The organism is Dictyobacter kobayashii (assembly GCF_003967555.1).
GTDB lineage: Bacteria > Chloroflexota > Ktedonobacteria > Ktedonobacterales > Ktedonobacteraceae > Dictyobacter > Dictyobacter kobayashii.
Window position 1 is genome coordinate 5,294,281 of the sequence record NZ_BIFS01000001.1, and the last position, 17,843, is coordinate 5,312,123.

20 protein-coding genes and 1 pseudogene are annotated in these 17,843 nt (G+C 54.2%); 14 read left to right on the forward strand and 7 right to left on the reverse strand.

Annotated elements, in window-relative coordinates; all coding sequences use genetic code 11:
- Positions 1–13: 13 nt before the first annotated feature.
- The 3 genes from hypD to EL645_RS23265 are packed head-to-tail and all read right to left on the reverse strand — an operon-like array spanning position 14 to position 1,779.
- Positions 14–1,138 carry a hydrogenase formation protein HypD gene (gene hypD, locus EL645_RS23255; RefSeq protein WP_126552706.1) on the reverse strand — a complete coding sequence of 375 codons (1,125 nt, stop codon included), beginning with the start codon at positions 1,136–1,138 and terminating at the stop codon, positions 14–16.
- 36 nt (positions 1,139–1,174) lie between these two features.
- A complete protein-coding gene (locus tag EL645_RS23260; RefSeq protein ID WP_126552707.1) occupies positions 1,175–1,468 on the reverse strand; it encodes a HypC/HybG/HupF family hydrogenase formation chaperone in 294 nt (97 codons plus the stop codon).
- 38 nt (positions 1,469–1,506) lie between these two features.
- Entirely contained in the window at positions 1,507–1,779 is a 273-nt protein-coding gene (locus tag EL645_RS23265; RefSeq protein ID WP_126552708.1) for a HypC/HybG/HupF family hydrogenase formation chaperone, read from the reverse strand.
- 605 nt (positions 1,780–2,384) lie between these two features.
- Between EL645_RS23265 and EL645_RS23270 the strand changes: the two genes are divergently transcribed.
- The 4 genes from EL645_RS23270 to EL645_RS23285 all read left to right on the forward strand — a co-directional run bounded on the left by EL645_RS23270 (position 2,385) and on the right by EL645_RS23285 (position 4,406).
- The gene (locus EL645_RS23270) at positions 2,385–2,651 is read left to right on the forward strand and encodes a hypothetical protein (RefSeq protein WP_126552709.1); all 267 of its coding nucleotides are present in this window, start codon (positions 2,385–2,387) and stop codon (positions 2,649–2,651) included.
- 284 nt (positions 2,652–2,935) lie between these two features.
- Positions 2,936–3,499: a hypothetical protein gene (locus tag EL645_RS23275; RefSeq protein ID WP_126552710.1), complete on the forward strand. Its 564-nt coding sequence runs from the start codon at positions 2,936–2,938 to the stop codon at positions 3,497–3,499.
- 62 nt (positions 3,500–3,561) lie between these two features.
- On the forward strand, positions 3,562–4,065 hold the full coding sequence (locus EL645_RS23280; RefSeq protein WP_161977618.1) for a PstS family phosphate ABC transporter substrate-binding protein: 504 nt from the start codon (positions 3,562–3,564) through the stop codon (positions 4,063–4,065).
- Positions 4,047–4,406 (forward strand): type 2 periplasmic-binding domain-containing protein, encoded by a 360-nt coding sequence (locus EL645_RS23285; RefSeq protein ID WP_136625272.1) that lies wholly within the window; start codon positions 4,047–4,049, stop codon positions 4,404–4,406. Before EL645_RS23280 ends, EL645_RS23285 begins: the two co-directional genes overlap by 19 nt.
- An 18-nt stretch (positions 4,407–4,424) precedes the next feature.
- On the opposite strand, the gene EL645_RS23290 is transcribed toward EL645_RS23285, so the two are convergent.
- Positions 4,425–4,967, reverse strand: coding sequence for a GNAT family N-acetyltransferase (locus tag EL645_RS23290; protein ID WP_126552713.1), 543 nt, complete (start codon positions 4,965–4,967; stop codon positions 4,425–4,427).
- A 262-nt stretch (positions 4,968–5,229) separates the two neighbouring features.
- Between EL645_RS23290 and EL645_RS23295 the strand changes: the two genes are divergently transcribed.
- The 10 genes and pseudogenes from EL645_RS23295 (at position 5,230) to EL645_RS23340 (ending at position 15,036) form a co-directional block, all read left to right on the forward strand.
- A complete protein-coding gene (locus EL645_RS23295) occupies positions 5,230–5,805 on the forward strand; it encodes an RNA polymerase sigma factor (protein ID WP_161977619.1) in 576 nt (191 codons plus the stop codon).
- On the forward strand, positions 5,802–6,614 hold the full coding sequence (locus EL645_RS23300; protein WP_126552715.1) for a hypothetical protein: 813 nt from the start codon (positions 5,802–5,804) through the stop codon (positions 6,612–6,614). Before EL645_RS23295 ends, EL645_RS23300 begins: the two co-directional genes overlap by 4 nt.
- A gap of 178 nt (positions 6,615–6,792) precedes the next feature.
- Positions 6,793–7,185 (forward strand): hypothetical protein, encoded by a 393-nt coding sequence (locus EL645_RS23305; RefSeq protein ID WP_126552716.1) that lies wholly within the window; start codon positions 6,793–6,795, stop codon positions 7,183–7,185.
- Between the two features lie 385 nt (positions 7,186–7,570).
- Positions 7,571–7,966 carry an IS200/IS605 family transposase gene (gene tnpA / locus EL645_RS23310; RefSeq protein WP_126554330.1) on the forward strand — a complete coding sequence of 132 codons (396 nt, stop codon included), beginning with the start codon at positions 7,571–7,573 and terminating at the stop codon, positions 7,964–7,966.
- A 15-nt stretch (positions 7,967–7,981) separates the two neighbouring features.
- A pseudogene (locus tag EL645_RS23315) lies at positions 7,982–8,758 on the forward strand (RNA-guided endonuclease InsQ/TnpB family protein); the annotation flags it as partial.
- Positions 8,759–8,793: 35 nt separating this feature from the next.
- The gene (locus EL645_RS23320) at positions 8,794–9,363 is read left to right on the forward strand and encodes a M3 family metallopeptidase (RefSeq protein ID WP_246035448.1); all 570 of its coding nucleotides are present in this window, start codon (positions 8,794–8,796) and stop codon (positions 9,361–9,363) included.
- 785 nt (positions 9,364–10,148) lie between these two features.
- Complete coding sequence (locus EL645_RS23325; RefSeq protein WP_126552718.1) at positions 10,149–10,535, forward strand: hypothetical protein; 387 nt, start codon at positions 10,149–10,151, stop codon at positions 10,533–10,535.
- Between the two features lie 29 nt (positions 10,536–10,564).
- Positions 10,565–13,453, forward strand: coding sequence for a hypothetical protein (locus tag EL645_RS23330; RefSeq protein ID WP_126552719.1), 2,889 nt, complete (start codon positions 10,565–10,567; stop codon positions 13,451–13,453).
- A gap of 102 nt (positions 13,454–13,555) precedes the next feature.
- Positions 13,556–14,794, forward strand: coding sequence for a serine hydrolase domain-containing protein (locus EL645_RS23335; RefSeq protein ID WP_126552720.1), 1,239 nt, complete (start codon positions 13,556–13,558; stop codon positions 14,792–14,794).
- Positions 14,791–15,036, forward strand: a complete 246-nt coding sequence (locus EL645_RS23340; protein WP_126552721.1) for a hypothetical protein — start codon at positions 14,791–14,793, stop codon at positions 15,034–15,036. Before EL645_RS23335 ends, EL645_RS23340 begins: the two co-directional genes overlap by 4 nt.
- A 6-nt stretch (positions 15,037–15,042) precedes the next feature.
- Here EL645_RS23340 and EL645_RS23345 read toward each other — a convergent pair whose 3' ends face one another.
- The 3 genes from EL645_RS23345 to EL645_RS23355 all read right to left on the reverse strand — a co-directional run bounded on the left by EL645_RS23345 (position 15,043) and on the right by EL645_RS23355 (position 17,830).
- The gene (locus EL645_RS23345; RefSeq protein ID WP_126552722.1) at positions 15,043–15,705 is read right to left on the reverse strand and encodes a hypothetical protein; all 663 of its coding nucleotides are present in this window, start codon (positions 15,703–15,705) and stop codon (positions 15,043–15,045) included.
- Between the two features lie 68 nt (positions 15,706–15,773).
- Positions 15,774–16,652, reverse strand: a complete 879-nt coding sequence (locus EL645_RS23350; RefSeq protein ID WP_126552723.1) for an alpha/beta hydrolase family protein — start codon at positions 16,650–16,652, stop codon at positions 15,774–15,776.
- A 44-nt stretch (positions 16,653–16,696) separates the two neighbouring features.
- On the reverse strand, positions 16,697–17,830 hold the full coding sequence (locus EL645_RS23355) for a L,D-transpeptidase (RefSeq protein WP_126552724.1): 1,134 nt from the start codon (positions 17,828–17,830) through the stop codon (positions 16,697–16,699).
- Positions 17,831–17,843 lie beyond the last annotated feature (13 nt).

A 17,843-nucleotide genomic window follows, 5' to 3' on the forward strand; every position in this document is an offset into this window, starting at 1 on the left:
TCTCCTCCGGTGATTACACTGGCACTTCGCCGCTCCTGGCTGTCCGTAGGAAGCGGCCATAATTGTAATAAGCCGCGCAAGCTCCCTCTGAAGAAACCATGCAGGTTCCAATGGGCGTTTCAGGTGTGCAGGCGGTGCCAAAGACCTGGCACTGCCAGGGCTTGATCGCCCCCTTCAACACTTCGCCGCATTGACAGGCTTGCGGATCGGCCACGCGAATGCCCGGAACGGAGAAACGTAATTCAGCGTCCCACTCAGCAAACTCTGGGCGCAACTTCAACGCGCTATGCGCAATAAAGCCCATGCCGCGCCACTCGAAGATGGGGCGTAATTCCATCGTGCGCGCCATCGCCTGCAGCGCTTTCACATTGCCCGCGGGCTGTACCACACGTGTATACTGGTTCTCTACTTCCGACTGCCCCTCGCTGAGCTGCTTCACCAGCATATACACAGATTGGATAATATCGAGTGGCTCGAAGCCGGAGATAACGATAGGTTTGGCGTGCTCGCGGGCGATGAAGGTATAGGGGTGCGTGCCGATAACCATGCTAACGTGTCCCGGTCCGACGAAGCCGTTCAAGCTCAGGTCAGGCTCATCAAGAATGGCTTTAATCGCAGGGATAACGTTGACGTGGTTGCAGAAGATAGAGAAGTTTTTGATACCTTCTGCCTGTGCTCGTAACAGCGTCACCGCGGTCGAAGGTGCGGTCGTCTCAAAGCCAATGGCGAAGAAGACCACCTGGCGCTCTGGATACTGGCGGGCCATCTTGAGCGCATCCAGGGGTGAATACACAAAACGCACGTCAGCTCCATCCGCGCGCGCATCAAGCAGGCTACCGGTAGAGCCGGGCACACGCATCATATCGCCAAAGGTGGTGAAGATGACGTCTTTGGTACGTGCGATAGCGATGGCGTCATCGACACGCCCCATCGGCAGTACACATACGGGACAGCCAGGTCCATGTACCAGGTCAATCGTGTCTGGCAGCAAGTCACTGATGCCGTGTTTATAAATAGTATGGGTATGCCCGCCACAAACCTCCATCAGTTTAATAGACTGCCCCTCACTCAGTCGAGTAATTTCCTTCACCAGACTGTTGATCAGCGCCGCATCGCGATATTCATCAACAAATTTCATGAGCTTTGCTCCAAGGTGTATCCATAATTGCCGTTCTCATCTATTCAGGTGCGCAATCGCGACCCCTCCATGTGCCAGTAACATATCGCCGGGCGTGACCTCCTCCACCAACGTGATATCGATCTCCTCCGTTTCCTCGCCCGCTGTCACCAGTGCCAGACCAGCCTCATGATTGATGCGCAAAACCTTGACCGAGATCGCCTGATCAGAACATGTGATGCAACCTCCATCCTCCTCATGGCTACAAACGTAGCTGTCCGTGCGGGCGGAACTGATGGGTAATGCTGCGGGGCGCTCTGCCCTCGATTGTTCCTGCTGTGACTTCCTCATATCGTTTCTCCCCAATATGCTGTTCAATTTACAGCATCTTATTCAATCTGGCTTTGCTGCAGCATCTCTAGCTCATCGGTATAAGTGTTGCCCATGGCCTCTAACATCCGCATGGTCTCCTGGGCCTCGTGCTCATCGATCTTACTCATCGCAAAACCAACATGGATCAGGACCCAGTCGCCGGGCGCGACACCCTCCTCAGCCAGCAACGCGATATTCACACCGCGCTTGATGCCGGAAACATCTACCTTAGCGATTTGCAATGTTTCATCCACGATTTCTACAACCTGACCTGGAATGCCAAGACACATTGTTGTCCTCCTGATCTATATGCAGTCGAGCTGCTCCTATTAAAGCTTGACCCAGACTCAATCCACCATCGTTGGGTGGGACCTTGTGGAGATCGGGCACGATGCCCTCGGGCTGGATATCGAAGAGGTGTTTGACTCAAGAAGCCTTCTTGTGTGGTGCAAAAAGTGCGCAGTCGCACTTTTTGCACCACACAAGAAAAAAAGCGCGGGCGCGCCAGCACATGTCCGCGCAAGAGCAGCACGCTTCCCATGCTGATGGGCGTAAGGCACACTTAGATGCCTGTACATCATTGGCATTTATATTTTTCTTCTTATGCTTCTAAGAAGAATTATACCCGATTTTTATCTTAATATAAACAAGCAAGCATTGCCAGGAACGAGAAAGCATTAAATATCCAGTAGGGCGGCGGGCGGGATCTTTAGTGGCGCCAGCATCGTGTTATATATATTACTGGAGGCAGCAGGAGATTTGAGGTCGCGCCGACTCTCTATACCAGGTGCAGGTGTTTTATAGGTACTGTACGGGATAGGGGAGAGCTATCAACCTTATAATGAATACCTGGCGTGGGCCTCTTCTCTCCTCAGGGTCAATGGAGGTTTGTTTTATGGAAACACGCTTGCTAGGTCACGAACGTGCCGAAACGGTTCTGGATGTAGCTTCCTGGGCCAACGATCTCATTGGCAGAGAGGTTCCCGGCCAGCCCGGCTATAAAGTGATCAAGGTGCTTCAATTTCAACTCGTGCCACTTCCGGCTGGCTATGATGCTATGGTGCTGGCAGAAGTGCAGGAAGAAGAAGAATCACTCAATTTGAGGGCGGCCGATGTTGAGGCGATCGTTGATATTACCTCAGCCGTGGATGACCACATCTAATTGATACGACAGAGACATTTTAACGACTAAAGGGGTACCTGCCCATCAAGGCAGGTGCCCTTTTATATTGCATCTCACTCTCTGTTTTACTCTGTTTCTATAGGCGATAATAATACGCCTGTTTTTCTGTTGTAGTTTTACTATTTTTGGGGTATAAATTAATTATAGGATATTTATAGAGCTATAAAAATACCACATAACAATAAAGTTAATTATATGTTAAATAAGTGTAATGTCACTGTTAAATAGACCTGGTATATTACAATGAGAGGACATTAACGGCAGTGTTTGGCATAAATTTTCTCGCCGACATATTCCCCTTCGACCCGACTCAGCCGCAGGGTCAGTTCTGGATCGGTGTGATTTCGTTACTGATCGCAGTCATTAGCTTGATACTCAGTGTCTGGTTCTATTTGCGTGGCAAGCAAAAGAAAGTGCTTAGCTACGAACTGCTCTCAAATGCCTCGATTGTGAATGTGGTGAAAGACTTTGGTGAACGGATCACGGTTACCCTGGAGGATGGCGAGGCGGCCCAGGATGCGCGTATCCTGGTGATACACCTGGTGCATATCGGTAATGCGCCAATTGATATCGATGAGATCTATAAGTTTCGTTTTGAATTTGAGCCACATACGGTATTGCGTTGCGGTATCCAGGCCACCAACCCGCCTGGATTGATAGATGTCGATGATTGGAAGACGGCATTAAGCATTGATCCACTGAAGCAACGCTATGTGGAGCTGACGCCCTTGATGTTGAATCCACGGGATTCGATTACGATGAAGATCGTGATCCGGCGCCGGGTGCCGATGAAGGTGACGGGCCGCATCACGGGGGCACGATCGTAGAGGCGAAGCCAACCCAGCGTTTTTGGACGCGCCGCCGGCTGCTGGCCGGTGTGGGTCTCTTTGTGGCGGGCCTCTTGCTTTCGCGTGCCATCTCGCCGATCGGAGCGTTTGTGCATGGCGATTGCGCGCTCGGCTCGATCACCGTTGGTGGCTCCAGTGCGTTCAATGCCACAGCGACCACGGCGGCCCAGGATTATCAGGCCAGTTGTCCCATTGCCGCCATTAGCCTGCAAGAAGATAGTAGTGGCAAAGGCATCAATGACCTGGTCGATGGCAAAATTCAGATTGCGAACGCTGAACTGCCGATTGCCCAGGCGCGTCAGCTGGCCAAAACCGATCTGAATGCCACATCGATCGGGATTATTCCCTTTGTCGTCATTGTACATACGGCTGTTGTGGGTATCGACAGTCTCACTTCTACACAATTGCAGAAAATTTATTCAGGTTCTGTAACTAATTGGAAGCAGTTGAATGGGCCTGACCTGCCGGTGAAGGCGGTGGGCGTGCCTCGCCATCCTCTGGTACGCGTACCGCGTTTGAACAATTTGTGCTGGGGCCTGGCCTGATACTGAGACCTGATATTATAGCCGTTGATACTACCGACAACGTCGTTACTCAGGTGCAACAGACGGCAGGCTCTATTGGCTATGTGGATTTGAAGACGGCCCAGGATCATATTGCCGAGTCACAGTTTAAGATCATCAAAATTGATAATGCAGAGGCATCCCTGGATAATATTAAGACGGATCGCTATCGTTTCTGGGCGGTCGAATACATGTATACGCCAAAGGATAGTAGTGCGCTGGCCACATCATTTGTGTCCTATGTCAAGAAAAAGGTGAAGGACGAGAAATATTACCTTAGCTATGATGATGTTCCTGCCAGCATCCTGCGAAAACATCTCTAAGTCTGGTTAGAGTTATGATCAAACCAGCGGGATCTGCAGCAGGTCCGCGCCAATCTTCGCGCGTTCATCGTCGACCAGGGGGTGGCCGCTGAAGGATGCGTTTTCGATGCTGAAGTCGAGGACCGACTGGAAGCCAGCTTTGTGAATCCCAGACTCTGAAGCGGCGTTGCCGGGGGCGTAGAGGATCCAGAAGCGCTCTATCCTGTCCATGTGCTGGCGCACTATCTCCTGTAAGAGATGGGGGTAGATGCTGTTTCCGCGCCATTCGGGCAGGGTCGCGAAGTCCCACAGGTAGAGCTGGCGCGGCGGCAGGCTGAAGCGCAGCATAATTTCGACCACTTCTCCTACCTGTGAAGCTATCCAACCGTAGGCCACCGGCGTCTGGTCTAGATAGGCGATATATGGCTCGCTGCCCGTCTGGATACGCGTAGTCACTTCTTGCTCGGTTAACTGCGCTACCTGTGCCACTAATGCTTTATCTGTGGTTCGATTGGCAGTAAATTGTGGGAGCGCGGGGAGCTCGGGTAGTGGATCATTTCTCCACCATGTTGCCAGGGCCATAAAGAGTATTTTTTATATTCGCCGACATCTATGCGATAAATAGAGTCTGGCGCATCCTTTCGTTATAATAGATGGCGAAAGAGCTTTCTGCTTGCACCATACTCTATTATTATAGCATCTAAATGTCTTGTTTTTGTGCGTGGTGTTGGCTTGTTGACCACTATCATCATGGCTGACCTACAGGCGTTTGCGCGGATAGTTGAACTGGTGGAACCCTTTGGCATGCTCCTCCCGTATGTATCAGTTAGAAGGGAGGAATGGTGTGTCTATCTGTGAAGCTGACCTTGTTGAGCAGGCGAGCCATGGGGACCAGCGGGCGTTCCAGCAATTATGGGAGCTGCATCATGGCGTGGCAATGGCTGCGGCACTCAGGATGTGCCATCAGCGGCCGCTGGCTGAAGAGATTACCCAGGGCGCCTTTTTGCTGGCCTGGCGTGGTTTGCCTCGCTTTCAGGCCGGTAGCCCGTTTCGTCCCTGGTTGATGCGCATCCTCTATCGCCATGCCCTGGATGTGATGGAGAAGCAGCGGTTGCATTTGCAGCCGCTCCCCTTGCACGATGTGTTGGAGCAGGAATCCCTTTCAGGGATGGGATATGGTGAGGAGCAGCGCGATCTGCAGGAGCTGGTGGCGCAGCGTGAAGAGGTACGCCAGGCGCTGGCTCGCCTCAATGCCGAGCAGCGCCGCGTGATTGCTCTGCGCTATGGTGCCGATCTAACTGAGAGCGATATCGCCAACGTATTGGATTGGCCGATTGGGACGGTCAAGTCGCGCTTAAATCGTGCCCGCGAGCAGCTGCGGTGCTATTTAGATGATACCAGAGGAGGGAGCAGTCTGTGACGCATAATTCTTTTGACAACTCGCCTAAACAGCAGCCGGTTAGCGATCTGGAGCAGCTGCTCACAGACTATTATGGTCCTCCTCTTGAGGAGCAGCCTTTGTCGGCTACGTCCTGGATGCATGTGCAGCAGCAACTGTCGCGGCAGCGGCGCTGGTCGGCTTCGAGCTGGTTGGCGCGTGGACGTCGCCCGGCTCGCCCCGTACCGTTTTATCTGCAAGAGGCTTTGAGCAATGTCGTCCGGGAGGCCCACATTCAGAGTCGCGTCCCTCATCCTCGTTTGCGCTATCATCCGCGTCGGCGCCGAATGTTGCCGACCACGAGCGTCTCGCTCTGGTGGCCCTCCGCTATTCACGTGACCGCCAATCGCAGTTTTGAGCGTATCCTGGACCAGAACGAGCTGGATGTTGTGCTGGCCAGCGGGTTGGCACGCTATCTCTACTACCTGAAGCCTGGACAGCGTATTGTTTCCTGGCTATGTACTTTGCTGGCCCTCGTCGCCAGCTTCTCACTGGTAGTGATGGCCTGGCGGCAGTCCTTCTCCTGGCTGTTCTGGCTCGCCCTCGCCGTGACGTTGAGCTCTCTGGTGCTGCTTGGCTGGCACAAATGTCGGCTGGCGTTTTTGGCCGATGCCGAGGTTGCCCACTGGCTGGGACGCGAGCGTACCTGCCAGGGGCTACATGGCTTGATGGCTCGCAGCGCCCATCCCAGGCGAGCTGGCTGGGGAGAGCCCTCGCTGGCCGCTCGTGCGCGGCGCGTTTGCAACCTGCCCGTGTCGCTTGATATTGAACGGCTAACCACGGCTCGCTAGTATCTGAGTCACGCACGTCTTAATTTTTTTAGCTATGATAGAGCTGAAAAATATGTTATTGTTATTCATAGTGCGTTTATAATCGTAAGGCGTGTAGCAGCTCGTCCCGGTGCTTAAATATGCTGTGTTGAGTGAGTTGTATTCGATATCCTGTTTTAGTATCCATCAGGTGAGAAAGATGTCGCGCATACTTTTACCCGCAGTTGATGACCCGATTGTCGAGCCCACCAGGACCGAACCCAGACGGCAGCGTGGCGGTTGGTCGCTTAAACCGCGACCGCGCATTGGCCTTGACCTGGGGAGCGATGATGATCTGCTCCTGTTGCGCAATACGACCGCCGTGCCCTGGTCCATTTATCATGATTATCACCATATCGGGATCATTGATCCTGACGAACTGCTGGCGATGCACCTGTGCAAGCATGGCACGCTCAGTGCTCGTCCCAGCGGCACACAGGATTCCGTAGAATACCTGGTCCTGCCCCTGACCTATATCGTCAACGAAGTCTACATTTATCGTCGTCACTTCGCCGCTGATCTCGAAGTCTACGATATGCGGGCGCTCGCTTAAAGCGCCCGCTCCCTTCCTTGCTGTGGTGGCGCAACGGGCCTCATCAGGGCTATTTAATGTTCGTCCAGAGAATGTACATCTTTCAGGTGTGGAGTGTGTGTTGGGCGGCTGCGGCCGCCCAACACACACTCCACACTCCTAACCCGGCGCCGCGGGCGCCAAAGAGAAACATGAAATAGCCCTGGGGCCTCATTAAAATGATTGACAGGTGCAATTTTATCAATTATAATCGATGCAATATCAGATGGAATAGCGAATAACATTACAGAAATCGAGCGAGAAAGCCCCCTGTTTTCAAACGGGGATGAATCGCCGTTCCTTGTTGGGAGCCGAGGCACTGGGAAAAGTGTTGACAACCTATCTCGTATCGACTGTAATTACCTACATGAGCGACACCTATATTCATGAACAACATGCGGTTCACCACATTCTCTACCACATCATCTTCTGTCCGAAGCGACGGCGCAAGATACTGGTTGGTCCCGTTCATGACCGTCTCAAGCAGATTATTGAAGCGGTGGTAGAGGAACACGCGTGGCATATTGAACGTCTCGCCATTCAGCCCGATCATGTGCACCTGTTCCTTCAGACGAACCCCTACACAGCACCGACCGACATTGCCCGTCTTCTCAAGGGACGCTCTTCGCATGTGTTGCGTGAAGAGTTTGAGCACCTCATGAGAATGCCTTCGTTGTGGACCCGCTCGACCTTCTATTCGACTGCCGGGCACGTCAGTCAAGAAACCATCAGCCGCTATATCGAGCGACAATCAACATCATAGAAAGGCAATGACGCCATGCTGATCTACGAATACAAACTGGATGGCTCGAAAACGCAATACGCTGCCATTGATGAAGCGATTCGTGTGTGTCAGTTCATTCGGAACAAGTGTGTGCGTCTCTGGATGGATGATCACGCATCCCAAAATGATTTGCAGAAGTATTGTGCTGTCCTTGCCAAAGAATACGCGTTCGCCGATCACCTCAATTCCACTGTTCGTCAAGTAGCGGCGGGCCGCGCTTGGACTGCTATTTCCCGCTTCTACGCCAACTGCAAAGCCAAGAAACCAGGTAAGAAAGGCTGCCCGAAATTCGCCAGGCAGACACGGAGTGTCGAGTATAAAAAGTCAGGCTAGAAATTAGCGTCGGATGGCCGCCATATCACCTTCACTGATGGCTGTGGCATTGGCCGATTACGTCTGATCGGGACACGTGCGATTGAAACCTTCCCGATCAAGCAGGTCAAGCGCGTCCGGCTCCTGCGTAGGGCTGACGGTTACTACATCCAGTTTTGTGTACAAGCGGATCGGGTGATTGAACATCTCCCAACGGGTGCTATCGTGGGCATTGATGTGGGCCTGAACGCCTACACCACGGACTCCAACGGCAACACGGTTGACAACCCCCGCTATCTCCGCAAAGCCGAGAAGCGATTGAAGCATCTCCACCGTCGTCTTTCTCGTACGCAGAAGAAGAGCAACAACCGCCAGAAAGCTCGCAAGCGGCTGGCCAAGGCCCATTTGAAAGTGCAAAGGCAGCGTGAAGATTTTGCCCGCAAACAGGTTGAAACGATTGCGCTTCCCTATATTCAGCAGCGCCAGGAGGGGCTGTGCCGATTGAGTTTGCCGAGGTCGCTTCGACCAGTATGGAATTTATCGGCTCCATGCATCTCCAACAGGCCGGACTCTGTAGCGAAGAAGAGGCGCGCCTCCTGCGCATCCAGCACCTGGAGAACATGCTCACAGGCTATCTACCAACGATTATGCGTGGCGATGCCTTCCAGCACTGGGCGTATGAGAACTTTGAGCAGGCCCTGGACCCGGACCAGTGTGCCCAAAAGTGGATTGAATTGACCAAACGCTATCAGCCAGCTATCGATTGGAGCGGGCTCGAAGACGAACTGGGCATGGGCTGGCTCTGGATCGGCCACTTCTTTGACGAGCCATTCTACTATATCGAATACGCCTTTGCGGCCATCGGTGCCTACCAGGTCTGGAATAACTATCTGCGCGACCCTGAGCGTGCCCTGCAGCAGTACCGCCACGCCCTCTCGCTCGGAGCCACCCGCAGTCTACCAGAGCTCTACGAGGCCGCCGGCGCTAAATTCACAGGCAACACTCAAATCCTTGAACTTGTGCGCGACCTCACCCTGCAACAGCTAACCCAGCTGCAAGCCTGACCACGCATAAAAGCAACAATAATAACGAATTGTACGTGCAGGGCTTGCCCCCGCTTCATCCGTCCCTGCTCGAAAAATCAATAATAATAATGCTGCTCTTGCGAGCGGGAAGGTTAAAAAGCGGGGGCAAGCCCCAATACCGTTAAGATACGAAGAATTTGAGCTCAAACATGGTGATTGCGATCGGACGACAAGCCCTCCCTCCCTTTCCCATACGACCAGGCAACAAGAAAAGAGATGTCATAGGTTCGGGCCTCAGCGCCCGATTGCCGCCCCGGTAGGGCGGCCCGGTATCTTAGCGCTGAGGCACCCCGTGGTATTTGCCCTTCCTTCACGCGGTGCCCAAACACGGACCATGCGTTTGGGCACCGCGTAGGTCGAGGGATCGGTGACAAGAGACCGAGCGGCGAGGAGACCGGGCCGCCCTACCGGGGCGGCAATCGGGCGCTGAGGCCCGAACCTATGAGCACCGTCTTTCTTGTCGCTTTTTCGTACAGGAAGGGAAAAGGGGGAGCAGGCCCCCAATCCCATGTTTGAGCTCAAATTCTTCGTATCTCAACGGCATTAGGGCAAGACCCGCACGTACAAATTTCTATTATTGCTAATTTTTCGAGCAGGAGGGGAGAAAGCGGAGCGACCCTGGCATTATATTTCAGAGAGTTGACAGGTGCAATTTCATCGATTATACTCTGTCTGGTAGTAGATGAAATAGTTGGAATCACCCCATTAATCCTCTAACATGTGCATGTTGCCCGTGCCAAATAATATAGGGCGCTCTTTTCTGCATGAATAAAGCACAACTTCTCCAGGAAGTGGAAGCTCTTACCTTCGCGCAATGTTCTCGTCGGATGGTTGACTTTGGTCGTCTTTCTCTAACTGATCCCCAGCTGGCCCAGACCCTGGCCGATCTGGCGGCCGGTCCTTTTTATGAGCGTTTCCTGGCTCTACAGGCTTGCTACGGTAGCCGTGATGGAGCGCTGGTTTTCACCTCTTTGTCAGATCCATCGGCCTGTATGCGTCGCCTGGCTGTGAAATTGGTGGCGCTGACGTGTAATCAGGAGCAGCAGCAGCAGGCCTTACAGGTTGTGCCGCGTGAGCTGCGGGCCTCGCTCATTCGTTCGCTGCTCCACCACGATTTGCAGGCCCCATTGATGTCTTCTTACATCAGCTAGCCAGTCAGGCTGATAGATCGTTTGCCAGCTTGCTCGCGTTTGGTTCGCCTGAACTGGTGGCACTGTATTTGCCGCAGGTCTCGCAGAAGTTTAATCATGCTCAATGGCGGCGCCTGGCCCGCTTACAGCCGGATCTGGCGCTGGCGGCCCTCCAACAGCGTCTGGACAACCTGGCTGAGCAGGAAGATTTATTCATTCGTCACTTTAATGCCGTTATCCCCATCCTGACCCGGTCGCGTCCAGATGCCCTGCTGGCCTTATTGCGCTCGCCCCTCCTGGTTGATCTGTTGGCCAGTCTTGAACTGAAAGAACTCTGGCGCCAGCGCCCCGATGATCTGCTTGAGCTGGTGCTCGCGACGCACGTCCGTATCGACCTGGATGAGTACGCTGTTTATCGTCGTCTCACTCCCGAGCATTTATCTCTTCTAGCACGACAATATAACATAAATGCTTCAATCGATCAGTGGTTGAAGATACTGTCGCCTGAGCAGCGGGTGGCGTTTTTTGAGGCGCAACTGCAACATATGGCCACCGAGGGATTTGTGCCACTGGATATCCTGGACCTCTTACCCCGGCAGCAGCGTGAGCAGGAGGCACGGCGTGTCTGGTCTCTTACCGATCTTTCGTTGCATCAATTGGAGCTACGTCGCCAGTATGCAAGTTTGCTGCCCTGGCCGGAGGCGCTTGAGAAGCTGGACTATGAATTGCATCACGCGGATGTAGAGCGGCGTGCCCAGGCATTGGAGATCCTGGCTGGCGTGGTGGCTTATCAGCGCGAGCGCCTGCCGGAGCTGCTGGCACTGTTCCTGGAGCATCGCAACGAGCCAGATCCAGCGCGCCTATCCATGTTTGATGGTCTCAAGGAGCTGCCACCCAGCGCCTGGCGGACTGAGCAGCTACCTGGGCTGGCCGAATTGCTGCGCATAAGCTTAGAGGCGAGCGACCTCTCGCATGGGACATTAGTGCATCTCGTGAGCTTTTTGATTCGTCTCGCCGCTTTCCATCCCCAATGGGCCGCTGAGCAGATAGCCGCTATCTTACAGACACACGGCACTTCCCCACTCTCTGTGTACTTTTATGGCGTCTCGCCGCTCGAAGAGTACCTGCGGGCAGAGCATATTCGCAGCATGGCCCCGCTTTTGCTGCCAGTGTTGAGCGCCTGGTTGCAGCAGGATAAGTATGAGGCCCTGATGGACTGCGCGGAGGCCTTCGCTAGTCAGCTCCGTAGCTTCCCCGAATTGGCGCAGCTACTTGCCCAGGCTTTGCCGAAGGTGCAGACAATCGAAGCTGGCCAGCGCATTTTGAAGTTGCTTGTCAGGTGGCAGCCGGCGCTTACCAACACCCTCATCCCCACGCTGGTGCAGCAAGATCCTAGTTGGATACTGGCCCCGGCCGTTAAAAAATATCTGCAGCGCTATCGCCAGGATCTGCTGGCTGCTTTTCTGGCGCGAACCACGATCCAGGGGCGTTTCAGCCTCGAAGAGACCAGTTTTCTGCTCGAGGTTGAATCTCCTCTTAGCTTGACCCAATCCCAGCAAGAGCGCTATGCCGGGCGCCTGGAACAGGCGATGGTGGGTGAGCGCGGGCGTCGCGTTCCCAAGAAGATAGGTTTGCAATTGGCTGCCTTGCCGGCTATCTTGCCCGAACGCCTGCTGACCTTCATCCAGGATCAGGATAAACATAATTATTATCAGCGGCAGGCCGCCATCAATGCGTTGTCAAAGCTGGATACCTCGCTGGCGGCGCAGACCATTTTTTCCTTGTTGCGTGAGCAGGCGGAAAAAGATGGCGCGACCTCCATGGGGCATTCTCTTATGGCTGCCTTGTGGCGACCCCTGCGGCGCATGCCCGAAGCTGAGGCCTTTCGGCTCCTGACCTCGCATACCTTTACGCAATTGACGCTGCAAAAAGAGATTACATTTTTGATCGGGCGATTATCTCTGGACGCGGCCTATCAGTATCTCTTACAACTGCAAACGCGGCCCGAACTGCATCCCGATCTGCAAGCGGCAGGAGTGCGGGCGCTCTGGAATCACCTGGACCGGCCCCAGACCTGGGAGATCCTGCAGCAGGCCGCTCGCGCCGCCAGCAGTAGTACGGCCTTCAAGATCGGCCATATCCTGTCCGAGCAGCTCGCACCTCAGGAGCTGCAACAGTTGCTGCGGCTTTTCCACACGGCATTGCAGCATGCAACGTCGGAGGCGCGGCTGGAATTGTTGCAAAATATTGCGCGACTCACCCTGCGCGATACGCAACGTATCCTGACGCCCGCCTTGTTGAGCGCGATGCTTTCTCCAACCACGGCCGAGGCTGAGAGCGCGATTACCGCCTTCATGACTATCTGTACCGATCGGGATATCCCTCAACTGCAGGAGAACGTGCGCATCCTCTGCCGCGACCGCCGCCGTCTGTTTAAACTGTTGCCTTGTTTCTCGTTATGGAGCTCACCGAGATATCACCGTTACCGGGATCTCTCAGCTAGCAAATTAAAAAGCAAGCGCAAGCTGGCCCTGGCCTTGCTGGCCGTGCTGGCCGAATACCCGGCCACCAGTAAGGTACGCCTGGACAACGCATTTAAGCTCCTATCAATGGCGGATATCATCGAGGTACTCAAGCAACTTGCCGAGGCCGACCAGCTGTACCCCGAAGTCCTGGTGGATGCCTGTGAGCGGCTCCAGCATTCACGTACAGTGACCACGGATGACCTGGAAGCTGTGCAGGCTGCGCTGGCTGAGCATCCTGATGAGCGGCTCCGGCGTGTGGCCCTGGCGGCCCTCACTGCCCAGGCCCACGCACAACATTATTCCAGCAATTGGACTCCAGCTTTAATCGCGCGCCTGTACAGATACCAGTCTGATCCATCGCCGCTGGTCCTTGAGGCTGCCCTTACCATCTTCCCTGAGCCGCGAGAAGCGTAACGGGCAGGCGTGCATAGCAATTGATCGGGTGATACTAAGAATTTAGTGCGTTACTATAGTAGTGTTTGGTTATATAGATATTCAACTATAAGGAGGAATGTTATGCTTGAAACATCGTCAGAACATGGACGCTTTGATCGGGTGCGAGGGCGTATTGAGCGGGACCTGCTTGAGCATAATATTCCCTCGCTCTCGGTCGCTGTGGCACAGGGACAGACGATTCTGTGGGAAGAGAGCTTTGGCTGGGCTGATCGCGAGCGCCGCATTCCGGCGACCCCTCATACCATGTATTCACTGGCCTCTATCTCCAAACCCATCACTGCCACCGGGCTGATGATCCTCAAGGAGCGCGGTCTGCTCCATCTCGATCATCCCATCAACGACTACCTGGGCGATAGCAAGCTGCGGGCCGGCGCGGGCAGTCCCGAGCAGGCCACCGTGCGCCGTGTGGCCAATCACACTGCAGGCTTGCCGCTCCATTATCAATTTTTCTATCAAGATGAACCGTATCTGCCGCCCTCAATGGACGAGACGATTCGGCGCTATGGCTACCTGGTGACCGAGCCTGGTGAGCGCTATCAGTATTCCAATCTCGGGTACGGCATCCTTGGCGAGGTGATCGCACGGCTCTCCGGGAAAAGCTACGCGGACTTTCTGCGCGAGGAGGTCTTTCTTCCGCTTGGTATGCTGAGGGCGTCCGTCGATATCGGTGCCGGTTTAGAGGAGTTTCAGGCCCGGCGCTACGAGTCAGATGGATCGCTCTATCCGTTTTACGATTGCGACCATCCCGGCGCATCGTCTGTCTATTGTAGCGCCCATGACCTGCTGCGTTTTGGCATGTTTCACCTGAAGCAGCATCTGGCCGACCAGAAAGCGATCCTCTCGGATGAGGCCCTGGATGAGATGCAGGTGGCCAGCGCGCATTCGAGCGACGTCGATGGCTATGGCATTGGCTGGAGTATCTATGATGGTATTCCTGATCATTATATTGTCGGCCATGGTGGTGGCATGGGTGGCGTCAGTACCCTGCTGCGTATGCTGCCCGCGTCACAGACCGTGGTCGTGGTGCTCACCAATACCAGTGAGACCCCCACACACCTGGTGAATCAGGTCGCGGTCGATATCCTCTCCGTCCTGCAGCCTGCTTATGGCGAGAAACGTGCCCGGGCCGAAGAGCAGCGGCAGCAAGCGCAGGCCGACAAGTCTGAAGCGGACTTTCGGCCCGACGCGCATCTGCTGGGACAGTGGGAGGGCATGTGCACACCTACGAGGGTGATATCCCCCTTACTCTCTGGTTTAAAGAGAGCGGTGATATCCATGCTCAGCTTGGATCACAGTTGAAGACCCTGCTCAATGAGGCACAGTTTGAGCAACAGTCCCTGACAGGCAATATGCTGGGAACCATCGGCACACCAGATGCGAATCGCTATCCTCATTACCTGCACCTGGACCTCAAGCTACGGGAAGACGTACTCACCGGCGCCACCGTCGCGCTTACCCTTGATGATCGGGGCGGCGGCGCTCAGGGGGGACGCGTAGGCAATGCCCTGAGCTACTGGACCGAGCTGAGAAAAGAGCCTTGAAATAATTTAGCCGGGGGCCAGGATCTTCATGCGGCAGACATGGCCGAGCGCGTTGAGCATGGCCAGCATCAAGCTGCCATCAAGAGCATAGCTGGCTAGCGTTGTCTGGTCGGTTGGGCTGATTGCCTGCAAGACCAGCGTTGGCGGATACTCATCCACCTCCAGCGCGATCGGCTGGCAACCAGCCAGCGCTGCCGCAATCTCAACCCCATCATGCTCCTCACGGACCCGCCCTTTAATCTGTTTCCATTCTTTCTGAATGCGCAACAGATTTAGGGGCTCCGACCAGTTCAGGGGCCTGGCGGGAGGAATTTTAATCACCTCCTGTGTGAAAGGGATAACCTGTCCGTCTGCTGGTTGGATCCCCGTTTCCGTTTTTGTAGCAGGCTTGCTGGCTGGCGGGAGTAGGTTGACCTGGCAGGGAACGCCCATCGTCATCTCTATCGCCCAGCTTAGCACGTCTTCCTCGATAAATGGTAGCAGGTTACGGTAATGAAAATCTGCTTGCGCACGAATAATCAGGAGTGGGGGAACATAGCTTTCGTCCAGGTCGATCAGGCTACAGCCTGCTAGCAGGGCCGCGACTTTGGCTCCGCCTGGGACGGTCCTGATACGCCTTCTAATGTACTCCCATTCATGACGTATAAAGTCTATATTGAACTCTTGCATCTCTATCATACCTTCTTTGTATGTAATAACTTCATTGTTGCTCGCAAAAGCTTCGAGTGTATCTGGTCTTATGTTAAGTTGTGTATCCAGTCGGTCAGGGCTTCGCTATAGCCTGGCACATGTGTCCAGACGGGTTCTCCCGTTCCCTCGGCTTTCATATACCCCAGGCCATGGTCACCGTTTGGGAAGGTGCGCAGGGTATAGTTATGGTGTCCCGAAGCCTTGAGTGCCTGCTCAACCATCGTTTTGCTAACCTGTGGCGGGACGGCCTTGTCGGCTTCTCCCCAGATGGCAAGGACGGGCTGTGTAAGTTTTCGCCAGTCTGGTAGCGGATCATGCGGAAACGTACGGGCGCTAAAGCCAGGGATGCCGGACAGTAGTTTCAAGGGAGGCAGAGCCAGGGTCATGAAGAGCAGGTTGGTGAGGGTTTGTTTCCATAGTCTTTCTACTGCCGAATGGCTGCTCTCGCGATCCTGTAGACCCCGCCGGTAGCGTTCTTGCTCGAGTGGACTTATGCCTGCCGCCGAGATGGTAATGACAAAGTCGACATCCTGTGAGGAGGCTGCGGCCATGGGGACGACCCAGCCACCTTCGCTGATGCCCCAGAGCCCCACCTGCTGGCCATCGATCTCTGGGCGTTGTTTGAGGTAGCGAATCCCGCCCAGCGCATCGTTGGCTAGCTCGCGAAAGGACCACTTATCCCGTTTCCAATTGCCGCCTGATAAGCCGGTGCCGCGTTTATCGTAGATCAAGGCGGCGATCCCCTGGCGGGCAAAGCTTTCTCCGATCCAGCGATATCCTGTGCGCGTATCGGGTCCTGACCCATGCACACAGACTACTGCGGGGCAGGGCTGTGACGTGGCTGGCAATAATAATGTGCCCGCTAGCTGTATCCCATCACCCGGGTAAACAATCTCTTCTTCCGTGAATGACAATTGTTGTACCATCCGCTTTTATTCCTTTGTATATTTTTTATATTATATCCGCACGCTTAATAGATGATAATGCCGGTAAAGAGCTGGACATGATCATAAACCCATTGAGCGTCGCTCTTCGAGAGGTTGACGCAGCCGTGTGAACCCACATCCGCACCCGAGTCGCCGGTGACATCCTGGTGGGGGAATTGTGTATTTGGACCATATTCGGCGCGCCACCAGCTATCATGGATAAAGTAGCCGTCGCTGTGATACTGCATGGCAAAGTTGATCGGGGTATCGGGATACCAGTAAGGATCGCCTTTGGGGGCGATAGACTTAAAGGTTATGTGTGTCTGATGGCTCTCCACCCACCAGCTTCCAGGCGGTGTTGGCTTCTCCGGCTGGCCAGTCGTTACCAGCAAGGTCTTGATCAGCTTGCTATGGTCATAGATGCGCATCGTTTGCTCGCTCAGCGAGACAACCATGACCAGCTTATCGGTCTTGTTATATGTCTGTAGCAGCTTCAGATCGGCCTGGTGCGGCTGGTTGTAAGGTGTTTTGTCGTTGGCGTTCTCCATCATAGCTTTGAGGTTGATCATAAACATATTGGTGTTTTCGACGATCTGCTGATAGTCGGCAAAGGTTTTGGCGGTACTAAGGTCATCCTTAATCCAGGTGCCGATACCGGTCTGATCGTCGTATTCAAAGCCCATTTTATAGGTTTTATTGTTAAATGTATCTAAATGGGGGTGGGTATTTTCCCAATCGGATGCCTGTTGCTGTAATTGTTGCTGCAGGCTTTGTTGTTCCTGTTTGATGGCAGGCATTTTAATGGTATTGACATGGTCGCGGGTAGTATTGAGTGCGGCCTGATAAGTATCAGCGCTATGTGCATTCTGCAATGCCTGCTGGTCGCTGGTATATTGTTGCTGATAGCTATCAGCCTGGCCACCATATTGCTTAAGCGTACTGATCCACTGCTGCAGGGTCTGTAGCTCCATGTTCCCCTGGTTCTTCAGGCTGGCGCTGATCTCTGGTGTTGGTGTCGGTGTCGGGACCTGCGTTGTATTGCTGTTCGTGCTGGCATTGCCGCCGAAACCCGGCACCTGACACCCACTGAGAAGCAAGCAGAATGTCAGAGCACACAGCAGATACGGCAGCCGTACGCGCCGCATAGAAGAGGTGGATGTGCTCCGCGTCGTATGCATAGATAAAGTCCTT

Coding starts and splice junctions, on each gene's coding strand:
- hypD (WP_126552706.1), bottom strand. CDS start 1,138: ATGAAATTTGTTGATGAATATCGCGATGCGGCGCTGATCAACAGTCTG.
- EL645_RS23260 (WP_126552707.1), bottom strand. CDS start 1,468: ATGAGGAAGTCACAGCAGGAACAATCGAGGGCAGAGCGCCCCGCAGCA.
- EL645_RS23265 (WP_126552708.1), bottom strand. CDS start 1,779: ATGTGTCTTGGCATTCCAGGTCAGGTTGTAGAAATCGTGGATGAAACA.
- EL645_RS23270 (WP_126552709.1), top strand. CDS start 2,385: ATGGAAACACGCTTGCTAGGTCACGAACGTGCCGAAACGGTTCTGGAT.
- EL645_RS23290 (WP_126552713.1), bottom strand. CDS start 4,967: ATGGCCCTGGCAACATGGTGGAGAAATGATCCACTACCCGAGCTCCCC.
- EL645_RS23305 (WP_126552716.1), top strand. CDS start 6,793: ATGTCGCGCATACTTTTACCCGCAGTTGATGACCCGATTGTCGAGCCC.
- tnpA (WP_126554330.1), top strand. CDS start 7,571: ATGAGCGACACCTATATTCATGAACAACATGCGGTTCACCACATTCTC.
- EL645_RS23325 (WP_126552718.1), top strand. CDS start 10,149: ATGAATAAAGCACAACTTCTCCAGGAAGTGGAAGCTCTTACCTTCGCG.
- EL645_RS23335 (WP_126552720.1), top strand. CDS start 13,556: ATGCTTGAAACATCGTCAGAACATGGACGCTTTGATCGGGTGCGAGGG.
- EL645_RS23345 (WP_126552722.1), bottom strand. CDS start 15,705: ATGCAAGAGTTCAATATAGACTTTATACGTCATGAATGGGAGTACATT.
- EL645_RS23350 (WP_126552723.1), bottom strand. CDS start 16,652: ATGGTACAACAATTGTCATTCACGGAAGAAGAGATTGTTTACCCGGGT.
- EL645_RS23355 (WP_126552724.1), bottom strand. CDS start 17,830: ATGCATACGACGCGGAGCACATCCACCTCTTCTATGCGGCGCGTACGG.